Here is a 22,970-nt window from a genome sequence, read left to right as displayed (position 1 = left end):
TGCCACCCACGTATCATTAGACTGGTTGACCACTGTGCGGAATGGACTTCAGGACACAGCGGGCGACGCACGTAAAGCCACGCTCACAAAGCTAAAGGAACTGAGCCATCATGACGATCATCACCGCCGACCTGTATGACGAGCACGGCGAAGACCTCCAGTCCGTGTCACTGCAGTTCCAGTCCCTCGGCGGCGTCAAAGCCTTCACTGGGCCAATCCGTACCGTTCGTTGCCATGAAGACAATGCGCTGCTCAAAGCCACCGTTTCCACACCCGGCGACGGAGCCGTTCTCGTCGTTGACGGCGGTGGCTCCCTCGAGCGGGCCCTAATGGGCGACATGATTGCCCGGATCGCGGCCGACAACGGCTGGGCAGGGGTCGTCATCAACGGTGCCGTCCGCGACCGCTCCGTTCTGGCCGAGATCCCCCTCGGCGTCAAAGCGCTCGGCAGTAACCCCAGGAAAAGCACGAAGACAGGTGAAGGCGAAGCGGACGTCGAGCTCAGCTTCTCCGGGGTCACCTTCACCCCCGGCTCCACCATTTACTGCGACGACGACGGCATCCTCGTCACACGAGCCGGAGCGAACTGACATGGCCACGGACAGCACGAAAACCGAACCCATCGCCGGCCTCGGACGCCTCAACATCGTCCACGCCGAGCCTGCCTCCACGGAGGTGGCCCGGGCGCTGCTGGACTACATTCTCAGCGGGCAGGTCGGTCCCGGCCAGAAACTTCCCTCTGAACGGCAGCTCAGTGAATCCTTCGGTGTAGGACGCTCTGTCGTCCGCGAAGGAATCAAGTCCCTCGGCCTGCTCGGACTCATCGAATTCAGACACGGAGGTGGCACCTTCCTCCGAGGAAGCGCCTCCGACCTGCTCCCCCGCGTCATTGAATGGGGACTCATGCTCGGCGAACGCAGCGCCACCGACCTCATCGAGGCCCGCCAGCACATCGAGACCGTCACAACGAAACTCGCCGCCGAGCGCAGGACCGCGGAGGACCTCACCCGGATCGAGAACGCGCTCCAGGCGATGGAAGCGGCGACCACCACCGACGCTTTCGTCGCCGCTGACGTCGAATTCCACCTCGCCGTCGCCGACGCCTCCGGCAACCTCGTCATGGCGAACATGCTCAAAAGCATCTCCGCCCTGCTCAGGGTCTGGATACACCGCGTCATGGACGCAGCAGAATCATTCGAACCATCACGGTGCGAACACGTCCCGGTCTTCGAACACATTCGAGACCGCAAACCCGCAGAAGCCCAGGCAGCCATGGAAACTCACATGGCGGCGGCCAGCGATCGACTACGTGCAACCCTCGTCGAGTCCGCCGTAGAAGCCACCGCATAGCTACGCACCATCAGACCGAGCAAGCCCAGGCGCGATCGGATTTGCTCGGTCAGGACCTGTAGACGTCTCAAAGAGGAGACCCATTACTCGCAACTCGTCCGGATCTCGCAATACCCGAGCCCTCTAGCTACCAGAGCCAGCCAGCCAATCCCTGCTGCTTGGCCCATGTGGACGCTGTCAGCCCAGAACACCTGATTGAAGAATATGTTGAACCAGAGGGTGATACGTGGCGTGATGCGCCTCCTTCACGATCAGACCGCCGCCCTGAGCCGCTACGACTCCTTCATTACAACGGTGGACTACGACATCACGTTTAGTGGACCAGGCTCTGTCCAATTGCTGCTTCAGGCCATACCTACCCCCGAGCTGGAAGACCCGGTGACGCAGGTTGAGCAACGACTGCGTGTCGTTCAAGGTGATACAACGCGCATTACAAGCCGAGATCGGCTTTGTAATAGAAGCCTTGTATTTTGAGATCCGTGTGAGCGAACCACGCAATGATGCGGCAGTGAGGGACCTCAAGGTTAGTACTCTCACCAGCTCCAGCCGTTAGGCGGTTGTTCCGTAGCTAGAATCCGGCGAGTGGTGCTAACCACATGAGTAGTCCCGCACTCACCGAAGGGACCACGCTTCGAGAAAAGTACGCTGGCGTGCCGATCAAAATGATCGACCCACCAAGACGACATTCCACCGTCAGCCTGGGCTTCCAGCCACCGCTCGTGCAGCGCACGAAAGCGGTCTATCGCCTCCGGGTGGTTCCACCACTGGGAGCACCAGTGCTGACCACTCGAGCGATCGACAGATTCGACCCTGGACACGAGGTAGCTCACCCATTCGACGAGGTCAGCCGGAGTGACTGCCTCGAGATCTTCACCGGACTCGGTTGCTGCAGTCAGATGCTCACTCATGAAGGTTGTCCTGCCTTGATGCGTTCAACGGTTGCTCCGATGAGGGCGCTGATGGTCTTGTCCCGGAACCATGGCACGGTACGCACGATCGTCCCGCCCCCGGTGGAGCTCTTCACCCATGCCCGGTTAGCCGGAAGCTCAGAGAGCTGGGAGACGGACATGATGTCTCGGCGCTGGGTCTGCACGGACCGGGAGGACCCGTTCTTCGACGTCGAGCTGCTGCGAACCTTCGCGTCGTACTGTCCGATGGTCTTGGACAAAGATTCGAGGAACTGTGTGTCATCGGATCCGCCGCCGTAGACCTTGATCGCGGCCGCCGACCACAGGGTGTCCCAGCCGGTCCGATCGAGCATGGCAACACCCTGGCCCTTGGTCTGGAAGTAGGAGCTGACGACGATGCCCATGGACCCGAAGTAGGAATACCACTCGGGCAGCTGCTTGAGTTTCACGACGTTTCCGACCTCATCCAGGTCAGCGACCAGCGGCACCGGTAGGCGCCCACCGGCCTTACGTGCGGCTTTCTGCGCGGCGGTGAACACCGCGTAGGCGAGGATGGACACGAACGCGGCCCCCGACCCCGCAGCATCCTGGGTGAGCAGGACCAGAGTGTCCTTGCCGGTGACGAATCGGGCAGGACTGAATACCGGCACACCCGGGGTTGGCGTCGACCACGCCATGAGCTCATCGTGCACCAGCGCGGAGGCCATGCGCTGGGCACTGGCGGCCACGGATCCCCGTGTGTCCTCGGGCTGGTCTCCCATGCCCTTCAACGCGGCAGCTGGGCCCGTGTGACCGGCACGCTGGAGTAGACCTGCTGGTTCTAAGAAGTCCGCACTAGACACCCAACGCAAGACGTCCCTTATCGTGCCGTCGCTTTTCGCGGCAGCAAGGAGACACCAGGACAGGAAGTCACGCCCCTGCGAGTCGAACTGCGCATCTCCCCGGCCGGACCCGGCACTGGGAGCCGACGCAGTCTCGAAGATCGACGCGACCTCGCCCGCGCTGACCGTGTCCGTGACGACGGTGAGCGGGTCGAAGATCATCGCAGGCCGGGTGCTGTCCCGCCAGATGTGCCGAGGGTCGAACAACCACACCGTCCCGGTCTCCGACCGTGCAGCCAGGACCTCAGCCACGCCGTCAACCTTGTTACTGGTCATGATGTACGGCCCGGGGGCTTCGGTGGCGTGCCGGACGACCTGCGTCGTGGTCTTACCCCGACCGGTCCCCCACACGTGCGCTGAGCACTCACGCCAGCCCTGGATTACGGCTCTGGTGCCGGTGTCCCCGGTGTAGCCGATGGTCAGGCCCGGGCCGATGCCTTCCGCGTCCGGGTGCAGACGTGCCGCCTCGATGAGACGGGCGTCCTCCAGGGCCGGATTCATCTTGCCCCCAGGACTCATCCTGCGGGAGGCTTCGGACGTCCTCGAGCGTGTCCGGGTCCCCCACCACGCCAGGGCCACGACGCCGAGCAGTGCTTCGGCCCCGAGCAACCACGTGGCCGCTGGCGGCCACGGTGTGCCTCGCATGAACCCGAGCCCCAGGGCAATCGGGTTCCAGGGCAGATCCACCGGGGCGGGGGTGATGACCGCGCCCAGGTGTATCAGACCTACCGCGAGGGCGATCGCGCCCAGGACCCCGATGACCGTGATCGCTGATCCGTTGTCGTCGCTGTTCACAGGTTCGCCTTTGCTTGCGCGGCGGCCCACGCCTTGTTCGTATCGTGGGCTCTGAGTTCCCCAGCGGTGAGGTTCACCCGGAACGGGACCCCGGGCTCGTCTCCGGTCTTGAGCATGAACCGGCCGCGCCCCGGCGGGGGCGAGACTTCACCGGTGTTTGGGTTCATCGACCCTTCCGCGGACCAGGACACCAGCAGGCTTTTTTCCCGCTCGGAGACAGGGAACACCGTCTCGATGAGGCTCATCTCGTTCTGCGCGAGCCCGCCGAGGATCTTTACGCTGGAGCGTTCCACGAACCCGGTGGCGATCTTCGTCAGCTCATCCGTGGACAGCAGCAGGTCCTTCATGGAGTGCGTGATCATCAGCTGACCCAACCCCTTTGTCCTGTTCAGGCGGGTGAGGGCGTCGATCTGGTGCACCAGCAGCTCAGAAGCCCGCAAGGACTGCCACAGCTCGTCCATGATCATCAGGTGGTGGCGTTCTTCCATGAGCCCGGCGTCGGCCATGGTCTTTGCGGCCGAGACACCGGCCTGACCGTAGGACCAGCACACCGTCTGCACCGCGGCCCGGAGCGACAGCAGCGACTCGTCAATCATCGAGATGTCGAAGTCCACCGAGGCGTCCATACGCATCTGCTCGGTGGTCGGCTGGCAGAACACGTCCCCGAACGGGCCGTGCTCACCGAGCGCGTTCAACCCGGCCAGCAGGTTCTTCACCTGCGGCAGGTACTCGTGCTCGTTCTCGATCAGCAACGCGGCCTGAATATGTGCTGGTTTCGCCTTAATGACCGCAACGACATCGGCCACCAACGGCTGCCGCCCCTCAGCCTCGGCAGTCTCAGCGGCCATGGCAATCGCCATGGACAGCACGGTCTGCTCCTGCTTCTTCGCATCGAGCGGTTCCTTGAAGACCAGTTCGATCAACCCGGTGAGGGTGCTCAGGCGGCGGCTGTGGATCTCAGCTTTCATCTGACGCTGCACCGGGGCCTTGAGCTCCCCGAGCCTGTTCCACAACGGTCCAGCATCCAGCGGATTGATTCCCCCGACACCGGGGGCGACCCGGATGATCTGCCCGCCCGTTTCCTTCACGACCCCGGCGAAGTCGGGTTTGAGGTCCCCGGCCACCAGGATCAGGAAGCCTTGGTCGATCAGGGCCAGCGCCATACGGACGGCCACCGAGGACTTCCCCCGCCCATTCAGGCCCAGGATGAACCCGGACGGGGAGGAGATGATCCCGCGCAGGAACAACGAGATCGGGTCCCCGCACACCACGGACCCGTTGAGGAGGTTCCGGCCCAGGATCGCCCCGACCAGGGGTGAGGACGTGCCGACGCAGAATGGCCACAGCCCGGCGGTCTGCTGCGAGGTGGCGGTGAACTCAGGGGGAGGTTCCACCCACGTCACCATTCCCCCGTCACGGACCTTGACGCCCTTGTCAGTGAGCTGCGGGAACGTTGCGGCGGCCGACGTCGCGGCCGCTGACTTCCCCAGGAACTTGTCGCTGATCTTGTCGACCAGGTTGTCGATCACGGACATCTAGAGGGCCTTCCTGACGCTGGAGGAAATGGTGGCGACTTGCTCCGGGATCAGACCGAGTCCGAGGTTGAACGCGAACGCCGCATCGTCGTTGTAGTCACACCCGCGCACCCGCATCTGGATCCCGGTAGAGGCGTTGCGCATGATCGAGGACTCCACCGGTCCCAACTGCTCACGCGTGTGCACGGTGGCCGTGATGCCGATAGCGAAGCGCACCAGGGCCGCGCCCTCGGCCTGCTCCCGCTCTGCCTTCCTCGCCTTCTCCAGGGCGATGATCTGCGAGCTGGTCGGGCGGCGGCCCTTCTGATTCGTGGCGAACTGCGCGTTCGTCAATGCTTCCTGGACCTGGACGGCGGACTTCTCCGGTGGCTGCGGCCGGTAGAACACGGTGACCCGTTTCTGCACCATGGACGCGTCCGGGCTCAACAGGGCCACCAGAGCGTTCTCCCGGAACGTCCCAGCAGGGGGCCGGAACATCTGCCACGACTTACTGACCACGCCGGCGTGCTCGTACCGGCCCGGGAACCCGACCATCCGCGCGGATGCCGGACCGACCTCGTGCCAGCTCAAGCCGGTACCGGTACCGGTCAGGCGTGCCCGCTCCACCGCACCGGCGGCCAGAGGGTTGTAGGCCACATACGTCTGATCCGTCAGATCCGCCGTCTTCATCAGGGACACGCTGCCCGCACCGACGGACTCCAGCTCTTCGATGAACCCTTGCAGCAGGGACGTCACATCGGACACCAGCTCATCCGCGCTGCGCTCCGGCGCCCGGCCCTGGTCATTGGCCTTGCCACTGAATGTCAGGGACACCCACTGCTCGAGCTTGGGCACGTTGTGGTTGAGGTTCTGCACCACGTCATCCATGACCTGCCGGGCGAAGGATGGTACCTCGTGGTTCCCGGCCTGCGCCCGGGCTACCGCCACAGCATCCGGCAGACGCTCTCCCGGATCGGTCGTGGACTGGGTGGTGACCGCGATCTGCTCGACCCGGGCGTTGGACCCGGCGTCGCGCTGGAACGCCGCCCATGACCCGACCAGCCGGTTCACCCGGTCCTGATCGAGCAACCCCAACCCGGAGGAATTGGTGGAGAAGAACACCGTCCCGGTTTTCAGCTTCGGGTGCCAGAGCATGACCCCTTCATGACCGAACAGGTCACGGAACTCGATCAGTTCGGTGGCCGCCAGCAGACCCGGCGCCCGGAACGAGCCGTCCGGGATCTGCGACACAGGCCCGGCCTTGTAGGTAGTGGCGCCAGCGTTTACGCCCTTGGCGTGCATGGAACGGGCGATCCACCGCTCCGGCTTCGACCGGCCGTAGCGGTCCTTGGACCCGAGCATCATGGCGGCCGCGAACGCGACCACAGCGATACCGATAGCCACCCAAATCTGAGAGAGCATGATCGCGATGAACACGCCTATCGCCCCGACGCCCAGGACGGCGGTTGAGGCCATGGTGAACCCCATCATCCCCGCCGTCTTGTCCTCGGCGATGTTGCCGTACTGCCGAACAATCTGCTGGTCAGTGCTCATACGTCATTCCCGCTCTCCACTGAGTGTTCTGCTTCCCGCGCTGCGTCCCGCAACGCGTATTCGATCCGCTGCCGGTTGAACCCCGATCGATCCGCTGACTTCTCTGCCCCGCCCGGGGCACCGTCGCGGTATCCCTCGGCCGTGGGGGAACCGGCGGTATCCCCACCGGGTGCCTCCCCCGACGCCCTCGTGGTGGATGAGGCAGATTCCGCACCGGAAGGCCCGCCACCGGTGCCACCCACGGACCCGGTACCTGTCCCACCCATCTCGGCAGGAGCACCCGGTGCCGGTGCCTGCTGCTCCGCGCCCGATGGACCACCAGCGCCGTTCCCGCTCCCGGTGTTCTCCGCGCCGGTCTCCGTGGTTACAGGGGCCCCCGATCGTTGGGCTTGCTGTTCAGCACCCGAGGGCCCGCCAACACCAGAGCCCCCGGTACTCCCAGCCCCTCCGGTACCTCCGCCGGTCCCGGTACCACCATTGGCCCCGGTGCTACCAGCCCACCGCCTGTACCTGGTCCGCCGTTGAACCCGCCTCCCCCGCTGGCCCCCATCCCCCCACTGACGCCGGTCCCACCACCAGGACCAGCACCCCCGGGCCCCCCACCAGAGCCGGTCCCACCGATCCCACCGCCGAGCCCCGCACCGCCAGGAGCACCACCAGGACCAGCCGCCCCGGTGCCTCCCGTCAGGGCAGACGCACTACTCGTCCCTTCAGCAAGAGCCGCACCTGTCGTCCCGGCAGTACCAGCGGTCCCGGCAGTACCGGCCGCTGCGATTCCCGCCGTGCCCGCAGTGCCTGCGGCGCCGGCACCTCCTGCTGCGGTACTGGCTGCTGCCATACCCGCCGCTCCGACACCTGCGGTGACCGCGCCGATCGCCAGAGCACCACCGAGCATCGCCAACCCGGACGCGCCCATACCCGTCGGACCGGAACTGACCGCAGGGACCAGGACCTTCGCCAGGGCAGGCATGGCAACCGAAGCGCTGAGGATCACGACCAGGCCCGTGATGAGGCTGATCATCGTGTTCCCCAACTCGTTCTCCGCCGTCCCGTCAATGCCCTTGAGCAACGCGAGCCCTGCCCCGTAGAGAATCGCGGCCGCGGGTTTGAACAGGACCACGGCCGCCAGCCATGCCACGGCCTTGTCGAAGGACTTCCGGCCCCGCTCGGTCTGGGAGGCGGCGGCGAAGATCGGCAGGACCCCGCACAGGGCGATCGCCATACCGTAGGAGAAGATCACGATGAGCGCGTTCAGGACCGCCCCCAGCAGGGCCAGCGGGATGATCACTATGACGATCCCGGCGAGCTGAAGAGTCATTTCGGCACCCGCGATAGCATCCAGCCCCATCGCCTGCCCGAGGCCGTCTTCCTGCGCGGACCCGGAAATGATGGTGACCAGCCAGGGCGCGAGCTCGTCAGTGGCCGCGAACAGCAACGCGACCATGGGAACCGCGATCGCCGTCACCAGGATGGTGCGGATGATCCCCATCACCAGGTTCTCGGTCGAGTTGCGGTCCTGCTCACGGGCCACCCGGATCAGCGCGAACGCAGTCCCGATCACACCGGCCATACCGACGAAGATCACCGTCGAGGACCGGATCCGCTCCGTGGCAGAGCCTTCCCCCATCGAGGGTGCCCCGATGCTCAGCCACCACGTCCCGACGAAGTTCAGAATCTCCGTCAGGATCTGGATGACCCAGCCCGCAAAGAACTTGATCATGTCCTCAAGCGCGTTACCGGCGGCCGTGCTCAGGAAGTTCCCGATTGCTTCCCCGATCAAGATCGAGGTCCCCACTGCACGTAGGGCTGCCCCTGATGCCGAGCCCAGGTGTTGAAGTCATTGCCGGAGGCTGGGTCGAGCTTCCAGTCCCCGTCCTCCCACACCACATCCACTTGTGCCGCGAGGGTCTGGTCCACACCGTTTGAATCCGCTGCTGTGTAGACGAGTCGGTAGGAAGCCCTGTCGTCCTCGTAGCTGTTCTGGATGTAGCCGACGAGGTTCAACCGCGTTACCGCTGAGGTATCTTCGCTTTGCTCCAGCCCACTACGGATGCGCTCCGCCCGCTCCCCCAGCAGGGTCCGGTTCGATCCTTCTGCCACCGCTACCTCGAGGTCCTGTGCTGCCTCTTCGCTCACGGAGGGGTCGAGCGCAACGGCGTAGGTGGCCGCGGCCATGAGGGACCCTGCTTCGGTGTGCGCGTACCCGATGCGGAGGGTCGAGGGCTGTTTCTGGCAGCCGCCGAACTCCGAGAAGGGAACTACGTTGTAGCCGGCGGCCACCCATTCCTCGACCGACGGCGCACTGTCCGCCACCGATGCTTCGTCCTCACTGAGGTCCGTCTGGCAATCCCACGCCAAATCTGTCTTCACCACTGCGGTATCCGTCGTGGTGGAGGGTGTGGGTGCGGGCTCTACGGCACCGGGGGCCTGACTGGTCGGGCCCGTCGGTGCGGCAGAGTCATCATCGTTGGTGAAGAAAAAGGTCCGCACGCCCCAGGCGGCGAGGCCGACCAGGACGAGGATCAGCAGCATGACAGCAGCGCCGAACCATGCGGGGCGGCCAGCGGGCCGGTCGGTGGTGTCCTCAGTGCTCATCAGGTGTCCTTCTCTTGGAGGGGTGGTGAAGTAATCAGGGGTGGGTTAGACGACGGCAGTCCAGATCGCAGAAGCCGCACCGACGAGGAAGCCTGCGACCAACGGCCACAGCGGGGCCTCAATCGAGTCCCCCTGGCGGCGTGCTTTACCGGCCTGGACCAGTCCGAAGATGAAGTAGATGAACAGCAACGTCGTCGCCGCCCACAGGATCCACCCGATGACGGTCGTCAGGCCCTCGGTGCCGGGGGGCTGGGTCGGGGTGTAGTTGACCGCCAGGACCGAGCCCTCAGTGGCAGATGAGGCCGGGGTGAGAGCGTTGATGGTGGTCAGGGTGTGTGCTACCAGAGTGTTTCCGAACATGATGTTTCCTTCTTTCAGCGCCCTGAGTGGGCGATCTTTTCGATTTTCCGAACCACGCTTTTCACGCGTGTGCCGGTGGCTTGGGGGGTGGCGCCGACGTCCCGCCAGGACGCCTCATAAGGGATGGTCATAGCGATGGGGAACATGCGGGCCACGCCGCGAGCGAACTCCAAGGTGGGTTTCGTCAGCGCTTTCTGTGGCCGGTCGTGGACGACGACCAGCCCGACCAGCTCGTAGGCGAGGAGTCCGGAGGCCGATTTCCGGGCGAGCTGCTGCGCGGCCTCCAGCGATGACCCGCTGGTCGAGCACACCAGCAGTGCCCGGCCCGCCCAGGTGGGACGCTGATCGGATTCATCCACGATCCTCTCCGAGCACAAGCCCGCCAACGTGGTCGTCCCGACCCCACCGGAAGCACCGACCAGCCACAGCGTCGCGGCGGTCACCGCGACCGGCGCGGCCGGTGCCTCATCCTCGACGGGCTCCTCCGCGAGGGCCTGCTGAATGTTCTGCGGACCCCGCACCGACTCACGCGTCCCAAGGATCGGATCGTTGTCGATCGGGTCCTCTTCCGCCACGATTTCCAGTGGTGTGATGAACGGGTTTCCTTGGGATGTCACTGTCACAGTTCCTCCGCGATCAGAGCGGCCGCCCGGAGCCAGGCACGCCGGGTGGCCGGGAGCATGGCCGAGAAACGGATACGTCCCTCGACCAGGGACGGGTCATACGGCACCGTGGCCACGGCCTTCACGAACGGGCGGAAGTCATCGGCCAGCTTGTTCAACTTCGCCTTCCCGTGCGCGGGCGTGCAGCCCAGCACGATCACCACGGCGCGGTCCGCCAACGCTTGGGCGTGCTCGTCGCCTGCCCGCAGTGCGCTCAGGATCCTCGACGCGCCTTCGGCGGCGTCGTCCACGGACTTCACCGGAATCACGACCTGATCGGTGTGGCTGATCATGGCCTCCCAGTTATCGCCGCGCTCAGTGTTCCCGGAGTCCTTGACGATCAGCCGGTAATACTTCGCGGCCACCGCGTACAACCGGTGGACCTCTGCCCCGTTGACCTCGTGCCGTGCCTTGGCCCCGGAGCGGTCATCGCTTCTCAGTACGTCGTACTGATCCGCCGGCTGATGGTGGACGTAGGACGCCAGATCGCCCACCCGGGCGTCGGCGGTCATAAAGTAGTCCGTCTTCCCCAATAGGTCCACCACCGTTGCCTCGTGGCCGGCGTCGAAGGTCCGCCATCCCAGGGAGCCGAGCGAGTTGTTGTTGTCCCAGGCCAGGACCCCGGACCCGCCCAGGCGGGCGAAGACGGCGGAGAGACAGATGACAGTCGGGGTTTTGCCCGCCCCGCCCTTGGGATTCAGGACCGTGATCGTCCGAGGCCCCGCCCAGTGCCGGGACACGACCAGCTCGTCCTCACGCTGTGACAGCTCGTCCCCGGACGGGGCGAGCTTGAACCCGAAGTGATTCAGCAGACCGCGGATTCCCGTCTGTGCAGGGGCTGCGGCGTCGGGGCGGTCCACGAACGAGGGCATCGACGTCCGGCGCGTCGGTGCTACCTCTACCGCTGCAACCTGTTCCCGCTCAACCGACGCGGCCATGGGTGCCTGCTCCACGACGCCCTCCGGCGCCTGCGTAGCGTCCGTGTCCGTGTCCGTATCCGTGTCTGTCTCAGGTTCCAGGACCGCGACCGGCGCCGCTTTCGGTGCAGGTGGTTCCGTCGCCGGGTGGGTCACTGCTGGGGTTGCCGTGGATGCTCGCCGGGAGGCTCGAGGTGCCACCGTGGGGGCAGGCTCAGGTGTCGGCTCCGGCTTTGTGTCGGCAGTGGTGGTCCGTTCCGTATCCGGTGCTGGCGCGATCGGTGAAATTGGGGCTTCCGTCGTCGGGGTCTGCTGCTCATTCGGGGTTGAGGTGGCTTCCTCGGTGATGTTTCCATCGGCCTGCACGGAGACGGTCCGGGTTCCGGCTGGGTCCTTGATGTGCAGTTCGACGCTGGCACTCGTATCTGCGGCAAGCCCGGTGGCGGTGGTCATAACCGAGCGCCGCGCTTCCATCACGGTGGAGTGGGGCACATGGGTCTTTTCCCCTTCCACGTCCAGGTCGAGGGCGCCGGTCTGGTCGATCACAGCGGTCATTTTCATCAGGGGTTCTCCTTCGAGGAAACAGCGGACGTCGAGGCAGGATCAGGGGTGGTGCTCGGTGCAGGCGTCGAGGTCGGTGATGTCGTGGGTGAGCTGGTGGGGCGCGGGCCGGTGTCCGCCAGCGCATACAGGGAGTTCGGGGAATCCCCAGTGGGTGAGCCGGTCGCCCGGGTGATCGCGTGCCCGTCCTCGGTGATGACATCCGGGACGGAGGCTTGGGACGCATCGGTGGTGTCCTCCGCTTCGCCCCGAGCATTGATGCGTACCTGCTCATCCCCACTGGCGACCCAGGCGTATCCGGCCGAGAGTTTGCCCGCCCCCGGGAGCCGGTGGGCTTGACCCTCGGGGACGTCGATCAGTACCGATCCGGCCAGCATCAGCCCGTGCTCCCGGTCGAGTTGCAGACCCGACGCGGAGATGTCCCGGCCCTCGACCTCCACGACCTCGACCTGCGTGACCTCCGTGGCATCCGTGGCTGTTCCGAGGTCGTAGAAGCCGATACTGACCCCGTCGCTTGCCCGGTTACTGTTCCGCCATGCGGCGACCACCCGGCCGTCCATGGACCCGAGAACGCTGATCAGCTCCGCGTCCGGCGCCGGGGCAGGCAGGGTCGCCGGGGACGGAAGGGCCGCTGAGTCCGTGGTGATCCGCCAGATCCGCCCGGTGGACAGGTTCGCGGTGACCAGGTCGGTGCCCAGAGCTTCGAGCGGTTCGGCGGCCGCGGGGACCACCCGGGACACCGTGGACCCGTTGCTCGTGACGAGCAAGGTCTGTTTCGACGGCAGATCAATGCGGGGTGCTGTGCCGCCGTCGAGGACGATCGTCCCATTCTGCGGAACCTGAACCCGGATCGGGTCCGCACCGTCCCCGAACAGGACCAGCTCACGCGCCGTGGACGCCGCGATCCGGGACTCACCCGCGAGGGTGAACAGGGCCACCTGCGAGACCGTGAACGGAGCGGTCCGCGTCCACCGCTCCACACCCGTTCCCGGGTCGTGCGCGGTCAGCGTGGTGTCATCGACGCTGACGGGTTGCCCCGAGGGGTCCAGGATCGCCCGAACGGTGGAGAACTCCATCGGTGCTGTCCAGGTCGCGTAGGTGTCCCATCCGGCCGGGGCTGGTACCGGGAGCTGCGCGGGCGGGGGTGTGTAGATGGTGGCGACGGGTCGCACGTCCTCGTCCTGCAGGATGTACGCCCCGCACACCCCGAGGGTGAGCGCGAAGGCCCCGGCGCTGCCCCAGATCATCAGCTTCCGGCGGCGGGCCTGCGGGCCCCGCCGCACACCGTTACGTGCTGCGGTGGCCCCGTTCCGGGAAACCCCCGAGGTACGGCGACGCAGGCGCCCGTTCCTGCGGGCACTGGTTTGCCCGTGGACAGCACCCTGACCGCTCGTCAGTGTCGTGGCGGGGTCGGTGGAGCGTTCTTCGAGGGTGCCGAACTCGGTGTCCACGATCATCTCGTACACCTCACCGTCCTCGGTGTGGCCCTGCACCCGGCACGCGGTGAGTCCGAGCCGTCGGCAGGCTTCCGACGCGGCATCGGCGGCGACATCGGCCGGGGGTGTGTCCTCGAGGACCGGGTAGGTGAGCACGTCCCCGTTGGCATCCGCGACGATCTCGTTCTCCCCGATGGTCAGGACGATGATCGGCCACACGTGCACGGCGTTGCTCATCGCTGACCCCCGACCGCTGCGGTCAGGTCGCGGGTCTGGTGCCCGACGACCTCCCACCCGTTCTCGTTGTCCTCCAGGTAGAGCGTCACCTGACGATGCCCGGTCCCCTGCAACGGGGTCTCGTCGCGGGCAACCCACCGCCAGGTCACGTCGAGGACCCGAACGGCCTTGTCCGGGGCGACGTCCTGAGCGACGTCACCGATCGCCGGGACCGCACGCTGCACACTGTAGGCGTCGTGCTCTGCGGGCTCCAGCCAGTCACCGTTGCTCGCGTTCCGTTCCGGTTCGATTTGGTTGGCAGCCCATTCCTCACTCATCAGAGGTTTCGCGCGGACAGCGGCCGCTGTCTCCGTGCGGTCCACCGTGGTGTCCCACTGGTGCATGATCAGCGCGGCTGTCCGCGCCACCGACTCGACGTCGGAGCGGTCAGCCTCATCGGGCGAGGTGAACGTGTTGCCACCCAGAATGTCGTCAGCCGGAGCAGAGGTGTAGGAGCCCTCGTAGATGGTGGTCGGCGCGGAGATGGGCGCGACATCTTTCGATGCGTCCTCGGAGGCGGGAGCGTCAGTGGCGCAACTGGTCAGAGTGAGCATCGAGAACGCGAGAGCTGCTACCCGGTACACGGTTGTGTGTGAGCGGAAGGTCATTGCACCCACGCTCCTTTCTCTTTCAGGATCGGCTCGGGGTCGATGTTGAAGGTGTTGTAGGGGTAGGCCGCGTCCGGGGACTCGGGACTGTAAATCTCGAAATGCAGGTGCGTAGCTACCTGACCGAGTCCTGCCGTGTTGCCCTCGGTGCCGACGATGTCGCCACGTTCCAGGACGTCGCCTACAGCCACGTCGTAGTGGTTTAGGTGGCAGAAACCGAACTTGAACGCCGGCTCTCCCTCCTCAATGACCTTCGCGATGACGCAGCCGTCAAGAGGCAGGAAGCTGGTGACCTGGATCTTGGCCGGGGCGATGACCTGTCCGCCGTCGCCGTTACCGGCACCGGGTGTGGCGATGTCGACGCCGACGTGGTCCTGCGCCCAGGCGGGCAGGCCCGGGATGTTCCGGTGCCCGTAGCCGGAGGTGAACACCCCGCCCGGCAGGGGGGTCGTCCACTCACCGTTGCCCAGGTCCCCGTCCCATGCCACGCCCCCGGCTGGGGCGGCACAGTCAGCGGAGAACGCGTTCTGCCCGGTGTTCAGGATCTTCTCGATGTACTGCTGGGTCTCCGCGAACGCAGGGACACCGCGGGCGTTCTGCACCGCGCCGGGGCCTGCGTTGTAGGCGGCGAGGGTCAGACGAACCAGCAGATCCGCGTCATCCCCGGCCAGGGCTTGGACCTCATCCTTGAGCGCGGCCATGTAGCGCCCGTAGGCAGGGATAGCGTCCTCAGCGGCGAACGGGTCCCCGCCCTCCCCGTACATCTCCCACGTCCCAGGCATGAACTGCGCCAACCCCTGCGCCCCCACGGGGCTCCGAGCGGCAGGGTTCCAGTTGGATTCTTGCTGCAACTGCGCCGCCACCACACTCACCGGCAGGCCAGCGGTCCGCGCTGCCGCATCGACCAGCGGGCCCCACCCGTTCGGGATCGTCGGGGTCGAAGCCAGGGTGCCGGTATCCGTGATCGAACACGTACCAGTTTGTTGCTCGGTCTGCGTCAACACGGCCACCGCACCCACACCGGCGATCGGAACGAAAGCAACAAGCAGACCAACGACAGCAAGGACAGCCACCACCGCGCCGGATCCTTTGGTGTCTTCGTCTGCCATGGTGACCTCCCCTCAGAACTCGAAAACGGTGCGCGAAGTGGTTAGGGAGCGGCCGGTAAAATCGGATGACTACAGAAGTAGCCTGATGTCACTCTCTTACTAGATAGGATAACTCAAGATAGTGACAGCGGTGCGTCTTTCTGTCTTCGTTCACCAACTGGTCTCACCGAAGGGGGTGCCATGGCTGTCTCCGGCTCCGACTTCAAGCAATGGCTTGAAGCAAGCGGGCTCTCAACGTCCGGTAGTGAGCTCAGCCGCATGATCGGCGTGCACCGTCTCACGGTGGGAAATCAGATGCGCCGCGGAAACGTCCCCGAGACGACAGTCGTCGGAATCGCCCGTGCCTATGGGATTGACCCGGTCACCGCGATGACTTACTTCCCCGAATACCACGACCTGGACTCGCGGCCGCGGCCGCCGTCTTCAGCCGAAGCAGTCAGCCAGGTCCACGTGGCGGACCTTATGGCTGAGATTCAGGTGAGAACGGCTAAGACCTACGCACGGGAGGGACACATCCGTGAGCCCCTCACCGGCTTTCCGCACACCGGCTCTCACCGCGCCTGGATCGACAGCATCGACAAGGGTGACATCCGACACGACGTGGCCGAGCAAACCGGCATAGCAATCACCTACCTCTATGCCCAGCTAACGGAGAACAAACTGACCCCAGTACAAGCCGTGACAGCGGCACGGCTCAGCGGAACCTCCCTGGTGTCCGGACTCGTCATCGTCGGGCTCTTGAGCGAAGACGAAGGCGGGTGGGCGAACAACGCTCGACTGGAAGCATTGAAGACCATGGACAACGACCCCTTGATGGAGCTTGTTCAGCAGCGCATCACTCTCCTGCGGCGGCGGCTCAAGCAACGCAAGGAAGCACTTGAATACGCAGAGAAACTCGCGGAGGCAATTGGATGACCGACAGCATCCATGTCATCTCCATCAGCTTCATGCTGATCGTCCTTGGCGGTGCTACCTTCCACCGACTGACCAGGAAAACCACCCCGGAGGGGGCGAGACTACTCTTGCGTCCCAGCGGGCGTCTTGCTCTCATGGGAATCTTCCTCACAGTCGCCAACGTCATGACGGTCCAACCGATCTACGAGTTCATCGACTCCCACATGTTCGTATCGAACGGGACCTCGGCTATCGCCCAAATCCTTGCCATGACTGCCGTATCCCTCCTAGGAATGCATCTGGCGATCTCCTACAAATCCGACTTCGCACTGCGATGGATGGTGGGCCTCCGCGGTGCTCTGGCACTTCTGGTCGCTTCGCTCGGCGCCTTTAGTGCCCTTATCGCCTCCGACACCCCTGAGCACTCCCCGCGGCTGGTGGGCTACTTGGACCAGCCCGCGGTGCAAGTGATGCATTGGATTGCCCTCACGTACATCGCCTACGTGATGAGCATCCTGTTCCGGCCGGTTTTCCAGGACAGCCACGTGAACCCACTACGCCTCACTCGTGTGGGGTCCAGGCTCATCCTGCTCGGCTTCGTGCTCTCCATCGGTCGTGCCCTCGCGTTCCCTTGGGAACTAGAGGCTTGGCCCCACGCGTTCTATGGGTTTGAAGTAATTTCGCAAGCATCGGCCGTGTGCGTGGTGATCGGTCTGTGGATGTTCGCCTACACCCGGACACACGGAGTTGCTCGTCAAAAGCTCCCCGACAAGCTGCCCATTGACTAAGGAGAGGCACATGAGTCAAACACCCGAAGCAGCCAAACGCGCTGTAGAGCGCGTCTTGACCAAAGCCAACCCGGAAAACGAAGCCGCTTACGCAGTTATCTTCCGAGCCGTCAAAATCTGTCTAGCCGCTGGCATGAGTCGCCGGCAGTCAGCCAAGTACCTCGGCGTCTCGCCTCGACGCATCGACAGGCACGGTCAATACTTCCGAACCGCTCGATCGGTACGGACCCTGTTCAGCGAAGCCCTCACCTCAACGTCCATCCCGATTCACGATGAGAATGCCAAGAGGAAGCTGATCGAGTGGGCTTGGAAGCCCTAGCAGCTGTTGTCATTTCTTAACGATCGAAGGACTGTGACATATTAGTTGCAGTCCTTCGATCGTCAAGGAGCGCCCCACACACGATGCCTCAGCACCTCATCCAGAACAGCGACACGCCGCCCAGCTCTAGCAAAAGTTCTAGAACTAAGGCTAGGTTGTTCAGTATGGAGAAGTCACCACGTCGTCCGCGGGGCGCCAATGCCGACAATGTGCAAGTCGGTTACTGGATTTCCCACGAGGCAAAGCAGGTTCTTGTTGAAGTCTCCGACAAGCTCGGCGTCAGCGCATCCCAAGGACTAGATCTGATCCTGACCCATCTCGAACGTGACTCTGATGGTCTGCCTCTATGGGCCAATCAAGTACCACTCTCAAAGGATTCTCACGTGGCAAAAGCCAGTTAAACGAGGAAGGCCCGCCTTGCAGGGCGGGCCTTCAATCAAGTTATCCAAGCTCTACACCGTCTGATCCGCCAAGACTGCCGGTGAAAAGCTCAACGTCGCTACGTCTTTCGGCGTATCAACTACATAGAAAAGTGTACCCGAGTGCTGACAGCACCTCCAGAACCATTCGTCACGCCGCGCCGTGATACCTCCCACGCTGCTGCGTGGGCCCTGGCCCCCCTGATCGCGGGCCAGCCCGTCTATCGGGTGGGCCGGCGAAAGCATGGTCGTTTCGGGTACCCCAGACCCACCACTACTCCCCCGCGGATCACCCGGGCCCTGCCGACCGTCCCGGCCGCCGTGATGATTCACGGCGTCGACGGGTCTGTGCGGACCCTGTGCCTGGACCTGGACACGTCCAAGGCCAGTCACCCGGTGGTGCTTGATGACGCCGCGCAGCTTGGGATGCTCCTGACCTGTGCCGGTCTGTCCTATGTGGAGGATTTTTCCCCCAGTGGTGGCCGGCACCTGTATGTGCCGTTGCGGGAGGCAATCACCGCGGCGGAGGCACGCCAGCTGGTGGAGGCTTTGACCGTTAGGTTCGCGAGTCTGGATCCGAGCCCGCACCAGAACATCACCGACGGGTGCATCCGTGTCCCGGGCTCTGCCCACAAGAGAGGCGGCCACCAAGTCCTCGTCACGCCGTTGACGGAGGCGTACGGCATCCTGACCCGCCGTAACCCCGTCACCGCGGTAGCCGCGCTGCGGAAAGCTCTAGCTCCGGAGGTGTACCGCCTCGAGCAGGCACGACGCCGCACCCTCACCCGCACAGACTCTGGAGACACCACCGGGGTACCGGCGGCCCTCCCCTCGATCCGTCACGACTCACCTTTGCGCCTTGTGGCCCGTACCGGGCTCTATGACACCACCCGGTACTCCTCGCCCTCTGAGGCGCGTATGGCGGTGCTGAATCATTTCGCGGCCTGCCGGTGGTCTCTGGAGCAGGTCCGTACCGGTATGAGCGAGGGCCAGTACCAGGGCCTCACTGCTCTGTATGGGACCAAGGCCGATCGGCTCTTACCCATTGAGTGGGCCAAGGCCCAAGCCTTCACCACCACTGACACAGCGCGCCCCATCACCAGCACGAGCGCGAAAACCTCCTCCTCACGGATGCGGGGAAGCACTGCGCATAACTGCCACACAAGCCCTACTCTTCTCACGGGGGGTAGCACCAAAGCCAGCAACCAGCAGGAATCCACGCTGGGTCAGGACTCCGTTCACCAGCTGGTGAACGATCTGGAGAACATCCTCTACGCGCACCTAGATCACATGCTGATGAGAGAGGGCCGGGTGAGTATCAGTCTGCGCTTCCTGATCAGGGCAGTGCTGGCGTACATGCGGACGAATCAGACCAACATCCTCGATGTCGGGTGCCGGACCTTCGCTCTGGCTCTGGGGAAGGATCATGGGACAATCGCACGGCTACTCCCCCGCCTGGAACGTCTCTCCGCAGGGATCCTGACCCGCATCGGGCGCGCTCACGGCCGCGCTGCGGACACGTACGCGATCGTGTTGCCTGAGCGGTTCGAGCTGCTGGCCCGTGAGCTCACCTGGCGTCAGGGCAAGATCCACGCCGTCCGGCCGGTGTTCCGGGCCCTCGGGGACGTTGCAGCCCTGACCTATGAGGGGATCGAGCGGGGCCGCCGCTCCCCCACGACCGCGGATCTGACCCGGATCACCGGCATCTCCCGCCGGGCCCTGATCGATCACTTGGCCCGGATGGAGGCTTTGGGGATGATCCGCCGGCATCACGGCCGGTGGGAGATCGTGGCCACCACCAACCTGACCCAGTTGGCGGACCGATTAGGGGCGACGGAGGATCGGGAGGAGCAGATTACTCGGTACCGGATTCAACGTGCCGCGTGGCACGCCTGGCTTGACCGGCACCTGACACCCCAGCTCGAGGAACACGAGGTTTACGACGCGGAGGTCGACGAGTACTGGTTACCACCCGCTGGCGACGAGGCGGAGCATCAACGCTCCCTGTGGAACGCGGCTTAGCCTGAATATATGAGCAGACGTGCCTACATTGCGCTGATCCTCGCCATCGTGGGTCTCATCGTGTTCGGTGTCGGTGCTGCCCTGGTCGCCGTCGTGGGCTGGGACCCTGAGCGGATCTACCTGATCTGCCTCATCGGCTTGCCTCACTCACTCTGAACTTCCTCCTTCCGCTACGGCCACGCCGTACACAGAAGACTCCTCCTTCAGAGGGCTGAACAAGGCTAATGTGGCACACAACGGCTTGGTGCTGGTCCTTGATTCTAAGTTACTGAGGAGTAACGTGGGGTGTTCCCCAAAGGTAACGAGAAGATCTCGGTACACGAAGGAGCATCATGCGAAGCACCACAAGAAGAATGGCAGTGCTGGTCTCAACCGCCGGTTTCCTTGCAGGTTCCGCAGTCCTCCCCCTGACCGCCTCGGCAGCACCCACAGAGTGCGAGGCAGGGCACGTGGAAACCACGTTCAGTCAAAGCTCATCGAACAAGGAAGCCGTCGGATCGGTGACCTTGACCAATACTTCCGGGAGCACAGCGCCGGTGTCGGCCAGTGTCAGTCGCACTGATACCAGCACCGCCACGGTCTCCGGATCGGTGTCGGTGGATTCGATCATCGCTCCGTTGAAGGCAGAGATCAGCGCGTCGGCTTCGGCGAGTCAGTCCCGGTCGGCTGGGGCTACCGTGGGGCCGGCGACCATCCCTGCCGGGCAGTCCCTGATTGCAACCTATGGCTTCAACACCGTGTCGTTCTCCGGATCGCAGAAAACCTGTAACAGTCTTGGTCAGTTCGGACCGTCCACGAGTTTCAGTGGTACCGCCCCGACCGGGACCTACATCGACTACTAGGGCTCAGGTTCATTACCCACCGCAGCACAAAAGAGTGGAAGGGTCATCACGAGCGAACGCGTGGTGACCCTTCCACTTTTCTGTGTCAGCACACCATCCGGTAGACCCGAACATCGTCACCATCCCCAGGCTTCCTGCCCCCATATGCACGACTCAAGCCCCCATGCTCCGCTAGCTTGACCCGCACACACCTGGATAGCAGGATTTACTCCCCCACCAGGCCGGCGACACCAGTAGCTCCCCCCAGCTACCGTTGGACACGCACAGCCTCATACCAGCCGAGCGGGCTACAAACCTATAAATAGAAAAAATGGGCAGCGCCTAGAGGAGGTGCCGACGGTTTCCGTCACTTAGCCTATCGAGAGGCGCTGTCCCACCGAGGCTCATCCTTCGCGTAGTACTCCTCCGCGTAGATCGCAAGAAGCGCATACCCTTCCGGCACCCGAGTTACCATCTGTGCCTTCACAGCGTCGTAGTCCGAGCCTTTCCCGCTCATCCAGTCGAGTTCGGCACTACGGAAAACACCTGTACTACCATCATGCGAGCCTACCGGAGGGCAAAGCCTTGCTTTACTCATTTACTCATGAGAGTATGAGAGTATGAGAGTAAATGAGTATTTGAGTAAACGCACGTAGGAAGGCACCCATTGAAAGTTGTTGCTGTACTGAACCAAAAAGGTGGCGCCGGGAAAACGACCCTCGCCACCCATATCGCGAGAGGCTTGCAGCTCTCCGGAAAATCCACACTTCTAGTTGATTCTGATCCCCAAGGTAGTGCCCGTGACTGGGCCGCGGTTCGCGATGATCATCCATTGACTGTGATTGGGATTGATCGCCCCACTATCGATAGGGACATAAAGGCTCTGGCTGAAGTGGACTACGTCATCATTGACGGAGCCCCCCAGGCGGCCGATCTTGCTGTATCAGCGGTTAAAGCGGCGGATGTCATCCTCATTCCCGTCCAACCCTCCCCCTACGATATTTGGGCCACCTCAGACCTCGTCGACTTGGTGAAGCGTCGCATTGAAATTACTGATGGAAAGCTTCGAGCAGCATTTGTCGTCTCACGTGCGATTACCGGCACCAACATCGGAAAAGACATAGTCAAGGTCCTCGAGGGCTATGAGCTTCCCGTCCTCAGCAGTCGGATTCATCAGCGAGTCGATTACCCCGGAACCGCCGCTACGGGCAACACGGTTCTCGAGTTGTTTCCGAAGTCTGAAGCAGCCAAAGAAGTTCTTGAACTGATTGCCGAAGTCGAACAGTTCACTAATGATGAAATGAGTAACTGAGTAAATGAGTAGCCTAGGAAACCTTGGCCCGGGCCGCCCTAGTGCGGGGAAAAGCAAAGACAAGCTCATGCAGTCTCTTGAAGACGTAGAGCCCACTCGCCGCGTGAACTTCGAGCTTGTCGTATCTAAGCACCAGAAACTCCGCATTCAAGCAGCCAAGCGCGGCATGTCTATTAAGGACTTCCTCACTGCATACATTGACTCCCTCTCTGATGAGTAAAGGAGTAAAGGAGTAAAGGAGTAAAGGAGTAAAGGAGTAAAGGATACCTCTAGAGTGCAATGGTGTGGGATTGCTGGCCTGGCAATGCTGAGGGTTGTCTGTACAGTTCGAGGCAGACACTGGACGGACAGGCTTAGTGTTGAGTAAGTGAGTAAGTGAGTAAGTGAGTAAGTGAGTGTTTACTCATTGTGGAGCGTCTCATTTTTCATAGTGACGGTGCCTAGCTGTTCCCGTCTCCCTGGTGAAGTGTGACTATCGGCTCCATGCCTCAGATCTTCATGATGGTGTTCGTGAGGTGATCGGACGGTTTGTGCCCGGAGGGCCGTGTGCGGGTGGCGGATCCCCCACGTGGGTAAATTGCCGCACGTTGATCATGAAGATGAGTGTGCTGTGGTGGTCCAGTACTGCTGCCCGCCGTCGTGGGGGAGTGGTGGGGTGGAGGGTGTGGGCGGGGACGAACTGGTGTTGATTGAGGACGAGGATACGTTGTCGAGCCATCCAGTAACCTTCGGTGCCCCCGCCTGGGGTTGCCCGCAAGTTGTGGACAGTTGATCAGGCGGCTTATGCCGGCTGAGCTTTATTGCTGGCGAGTAATTGCTCGTGTTCTATTGGCGTGGTGTAGCCCAGGGCCGAGTCGAGTCGGGAGCGG

Annotated in this window: 22 protein-coding genes; 9 read left to right on the top strand and 13 right to left on the bottom strand. The window is 63.6% G+C overall.

From position 1 onward, the window contains the following. Positions 1 to 110 precede the first annotated feature (110 nt). Together rraA and AC792_RS00590 are read left to right on the top strand one after the other, a co-directional pair. On the top strand, positions 111 to 590 hold the full coding sequence (gene rraA, locus AC792_RS00595) for a ribonuclease E activity regulator RraA (protein ID WP_049828663.1): 480 nt from the start codon (positions 111 to 113) through the stop codon (positions 588 to 590). Position 591: 1 nt separating this feature from the next. Further along, positions 592 to 1,350 carry a FadR/GntR family transcriptional regulator gene (locus AC792_RS00590; RefSeq protein WP_082177220.1) on the top strand — a complete coding sequence of 253 codons (759 nt, stop codon included), beginning with the start codon at positions 592 to 594 and terminating at the stop codon, positions 1,348 to 1,350. 533 nt (positions 1,351 to 1,883) lie between these two features. On the opposite strand, the gene AC792_RS15910 is transcribed toward AC792_RS00590, so the two are convergent. The 12 genes from AC792_RS15910 to AC792_RS00535 all read right to left on the bottom strand — a co-directional run bounded on the left by AC792_RS15910 (position 1,884) and on the right by AC792_RS00535 (position 15,526). Next, on the bottom strand, positions 1,884 to 2,258 hold the full coding sequence (locus AC792_RS15910) for a DUF4913 domain-containing protein (protein WP_082177219.1): 375 nt from the start codon (positions 2,256 to 2,258) through the stop codon (positions 1,884 to 1,886). Continuing rightward, entirely contained in the window at positions 2,255 to 3,934 is a 1,680-nt protein-coding gene (locus AC792_RS00585; protein WP_049828662.1) for a type IV secretory system conjugative DNA transfer family protein, read from the bottom strand. Before AC792_RS00585 ends, AC792_RS15910 begins: the two co-directional genes overlap by 4 nt. Continuing rightward, positions 3,931 to 5,463 (bottom strand): ATP/GTP-binding protein, encoded by a 1,533-nt coding sequence (locus AC792_RS00580; protein ID WP_152915946.1) that lies wholly within the window; start codon positions 5,461 to 5,463, stop codon positions 3,931 to 3,933. Before AC792_RS00580 ends, AC792_RS00585 begins: the two co-directional genes overlap by 4 nt. Positions 5,464 to 5,469: 6 nt before the next feature. Further along, positions 5,470 to 7,002, bottom strand: coding sequence for an SCO6880 family protein (locus AC792_RS00575; protein WP_049828660.1), 1,533 nt, complete (start codon positions 7,000 to 7,002; stop codon positions 5,470 to 5,472). A 364-nt stretch (positions 7,003 to 7,366) separates the two neighbouring features. Further along, positions 7,367 to 8,722: a hypothetical protein gene (locus AC792_RS00570; RefSeq protein WP_152915945.1), complete on the bottom strand. Its 1,356-nt coding sequence runs from the start codon at positions 8,720 to 8,722 to the stop codon at positions 7,367 to 7,369. Positions 8,723 to 8,778: 56 nt separating this feature from the next. After that, positions 8,779 to 9,597, bottom strand: a complete 819-nt coding sequence (locus AC792_RS00565) for a hypothetical protein (protein ID WP_049828658.1) — start codon at positions 9,595 to 9,597, stop codon at positions 8,779 to 8,781. A gap of 45 nt (positions 9,598 to 9,642) precedes the next feature. Beyond that, positions 9,643 to 9,957 (bottom strand): hypothetical protein, encoded by a 315-nt coding sequence (locus tag AC792_RS00560; RefSeq protein WP_049828657.1) that lies wholly within the window; start codon positions 9,955 to 9,957, stop codon positions 9,643 to 9,645. A gap of 14 nt (positions 9,958 to 9,971) precedes the next feature. Further along, positions 9,972 to 10,580, bottom strand: coding sequence for a DUF6668 family protein (locus tag AC792_RS00555; protein ID WP_152915944.1), 609 nt, complete (start codon positions 10,578 to 10,580; stop codon positions 9,972 to 9,974). After that, positions 10,577 to 12,082: a chromosome partitioning protein ParA gene (locus tag AC792_RS16700; RefSeq protein ID WP_160317583.1), complete on the bottom strand. Its 1,506-nt coding sequence runs from the start codon at positions 12,080 to 12,082 to the stop codon at positions 10,577 to 10,579. The genes AC792_RS00555 and AC792_RS16700 overlap by 4 nt, the downstream gene beginning before the upstream one ends. Before the next feature lie 14 nt (positions 12,083 to 12,096). Continuing rightward, a complete protein-coding gene (locus AC792_RS00545) occupies positions 12,097 to 13,770 on the bottom strand; it encodes a hypothetical protein (protein WP_049828654.1) in 1,674 nt (557 codons plus the stop codon). Then, a complete protein-coding gene (locus AC792_RS00540) occupies positions 13,767 to 14,417 on the bottom strand; it encodes a hypothetical protein (RefSeq protein ID WP_049828653.1) in 651 nt (216 codons plus the stop codon). Before AC792_RS00540 ends, AC792_RS00545 begins: the two co-directional genes overlap by 4 nt. Beyond that, on the bottom strand, positions 14,414 to 15,526 hold the full coding sequence (locus AC792_RS00535) for a transglycosylase SLT domain-containing protein (RefSeq protein ID WP_049828652.1): 1,113 nt from the start codon (positions 15,524 to 15,526) through the stop codon (positions 14,414 to 14,416). The genes AC792_RS00540 and AC792_RS00535 overlap by 4 nt, the downstream gene beginning before the upstream one ends. 180 nt (positions 15,527 to 15,706) lie before the next feature. On the opposite strand from AC792_RS00535, the gene AC792_RS00530 reads away from it, so the two are divergent. From AC792_RS00530 to AC792_RS17165, 6 genes are all read left to right on the top strand, one after another. Continuing rightward, a complete protein-coding gene (locus tag AC792_RS00530; RefSeq protein WP_049828651.1) occupies positions 15,707 to 16,441 on the top strand; it encodes a hypothetical protein in 735 nt (244 codons plus the stop codon). Further along, complete coding sequence (locus AC792_RS00525) at positions 16,438 to 17,208, top strand: hypothetical protein (protein ID WP_049828650.1); 771 nt, start codon at positions 16,438 to 16,440, stop codon at positions 17,206 to 17,208. The genes AC792_RS00530 and AC792_RS00525 overlap by 4 nt, the downstream gene beginning before the upstream one ends. A 10-nt stretch (positions 17,209 to 17,218) precedes the next feature. Next, a complete protein-coding gene (locus AC792_RS16695) occupies positions 17,219 to 17,527 on the top strand; it encodes a hypothetical protein (protein ID WP_152915942.1) in 309 nt (102 codons plus the stop codon). Between the two features lie 164 nt (positions 17,528 to 17,691). Then, entirely contained in the window at positions 17,692 to 17,928 is a 237-nt protein-coding gene (locus tag AC792_RS16690) for a hypothetical protein (protein ID WP_152915941.1), read from the top strand. 342 nt (positions 17,929 to 18,270) lie between these two features. Then, on the top strand, positions 18,271 to 19,968 hold the full coding sequence (locus AC792_RS00520; RefSeq protein WP_049828671.1) for a hypothetical protein: 1,698 nt from the start codon (positions 18,271 to 18,273) through the stop codon (positions 19,966 to 19,968). Positions 19,969 to 19,977: 9 nt separating this feature from the next. Then, on the top strand, positions 19,978 to 20,124 hold the full coding sequence (locus AC792_RS17165) for a hypothetical protein (protein ID WP_160317582.1): 147 nt from the start codon (positions 19,978 to 19,980) through the stop codon (positions 20,122 to 20,124). A 310-nt stretch (positions 20,125 to 20,434) separates the two neighbouring features. On the opposite strand, the gene AC792_RS17160 is transcribed toward AC792_RS17165, so the two are convergent. Beyond that, positions 20,435 to 20,578, bottom strand: coding sequence for a hypothetical protein (locus tag AC792_RS17160; RefSeq protein WP_160317581.1), 144 nt, complete (start codon positions 20,576 to 20,578; stop codon positions 20,435 to 20,437). A gap of 878 nt (positions 20,579 to 21,456) precedes the next feature. Between AC792_RS17160 and parA the strand changes: the two genes are divergently transcribed. Further along, entirely contained in the window at positions 21,457 to 22,101 is a 645-nt protein-coding gene (parA, locus tag AC792_RS15905) for a ParA family partition ATPase (RefSeq protein ID WP_082177218.1), read from the top strand. Positions 22,102 to 22,970: the final 869 nt, after the last annotated feature.

This window comes from Arthrobacter sp. RIT-PI-e, assembly GCF_001187915.1.
In the GTDB taxonomy this organism is placed as follows: domain Bacteria; phylum Actinomycetota; class Actinomycetes; order Actinomycetales; family Micrococcaceae; genus Arthrobacter_D.
This window is presented reverse-complemented; position numbering and strand designations above follow the sequence as displayed.

Coding starts and splice junctions, on each gene's coding strand:
- AC792_RS16690 (WP_152915941.1), top strand. CDS start 17,692: ATGGAGAAGTCACCACGTCGTCCGCGGGGCGCCAATGCCGACAATGTG.
- rraA (WP_049828663.1), top strand. CDS start 111: ATGACGATCATCACCGCCGACCTGTATGACGAGCACGGCGAAGACCTC.
- AC792_RS15910 (WP_082177219.1), bottom strand. CDS start 2,258: ATGAGTGAGCATCTGACTGCAGCAACCGAGTCCGGTGAAGATCTCGAG.
- AC792_RS00575 (WP_049828660.1), bottom strand. CDS start 7,002: ATGAGCACTGACCAGCAGATTGTTCGGCAGTACGGCAACATCGCCGAG.
- AC792_RS00570 (WP_152915945.1), bottom strand. CDS start 8,722: ATGATCAAGTTCTTTGCGGGCTGGGTCATCCAGATCCTGACGGAGATT.
- AC792_RS00530 (WP_049828651.1), top strand. CDS start 15,707: ATGGCTGTCTCCGGCTCCGACTTCAAGCAATGGCTTGAAGCAAGCGGG.
- AC792_RS00560 (WP_049828657.1), bottom strand. CDS start 9,957: ATGTTCGGAAACACTCTGGTAGCACACACCCTGACCACCATCAACGCT.
- AC792_RS00540 (WP_049828653.1), bottom strand. CDS start 14,417: ATGACCTTCCGCTCACACACAACCGTGTACCGGGTAGCAGCTCTCGCG.
- AC792_RS00565 (WP_049828658.1), bottom strand. CDS start 9,597: ATGAGCACTGAGGACACCACCGACCGGCCCGCTGGCCGCCCCGCATGG.
- AC792_RS00535 (WP_049828652.1), bottom strand. CDS start 15,526: ATGGCAGACGAAGACACCAAAGGATCCGGCGCGGTGGTGGCTGTCCTT.
- AC792_RS00525 (WP_049828650.1), top strand. CDS start 16,438: ATGACCGACAGCATCCATGTCATCTCCATCAGCTTCATGCTGATCGTC.
- AC792_RS00590 (WP_082177220.1), top strand. CDS start 592: ATGGCCACGGACAGCACGAAAACCGAACCCATCGCCGGCCTCGGACGC.
- AC792_RS00520 (WP_049828671.1), top strand. CDS start 18,271: ATGATTCACGGCGTCGACGGGTCTGTGCGGACCCTGTGCCTGGACCTG.
- AC792_RS17160 (WP_160317581.1), bottom strand. CDS start 20,578: ATGATCGAATCCACCGACACCGATCCGGAGACCGTGGCGGTGCTGGTA.
- AC792_RS00545 (WP_049828654.1), bottom strand. CDS start 13,770: ATGAGCAACGCCGTGCACGTGTGGCCGATCATCGTCCTGACCATCGGG.
- AC792_RS17165 (WP_160317582.1), top strand. CDS start 19,978: ATGAGCAGACGTGCCTACATTGCGCTGATCCTCGCCATCGTGGGTCTC.
- AC792_RS16695 (WP_152915942.1), top strand. CDS start 17,219: ATGAGTCAAACACCCGAAGCAGCCAAACGCGCTGTAGAGCGCGTCTTG.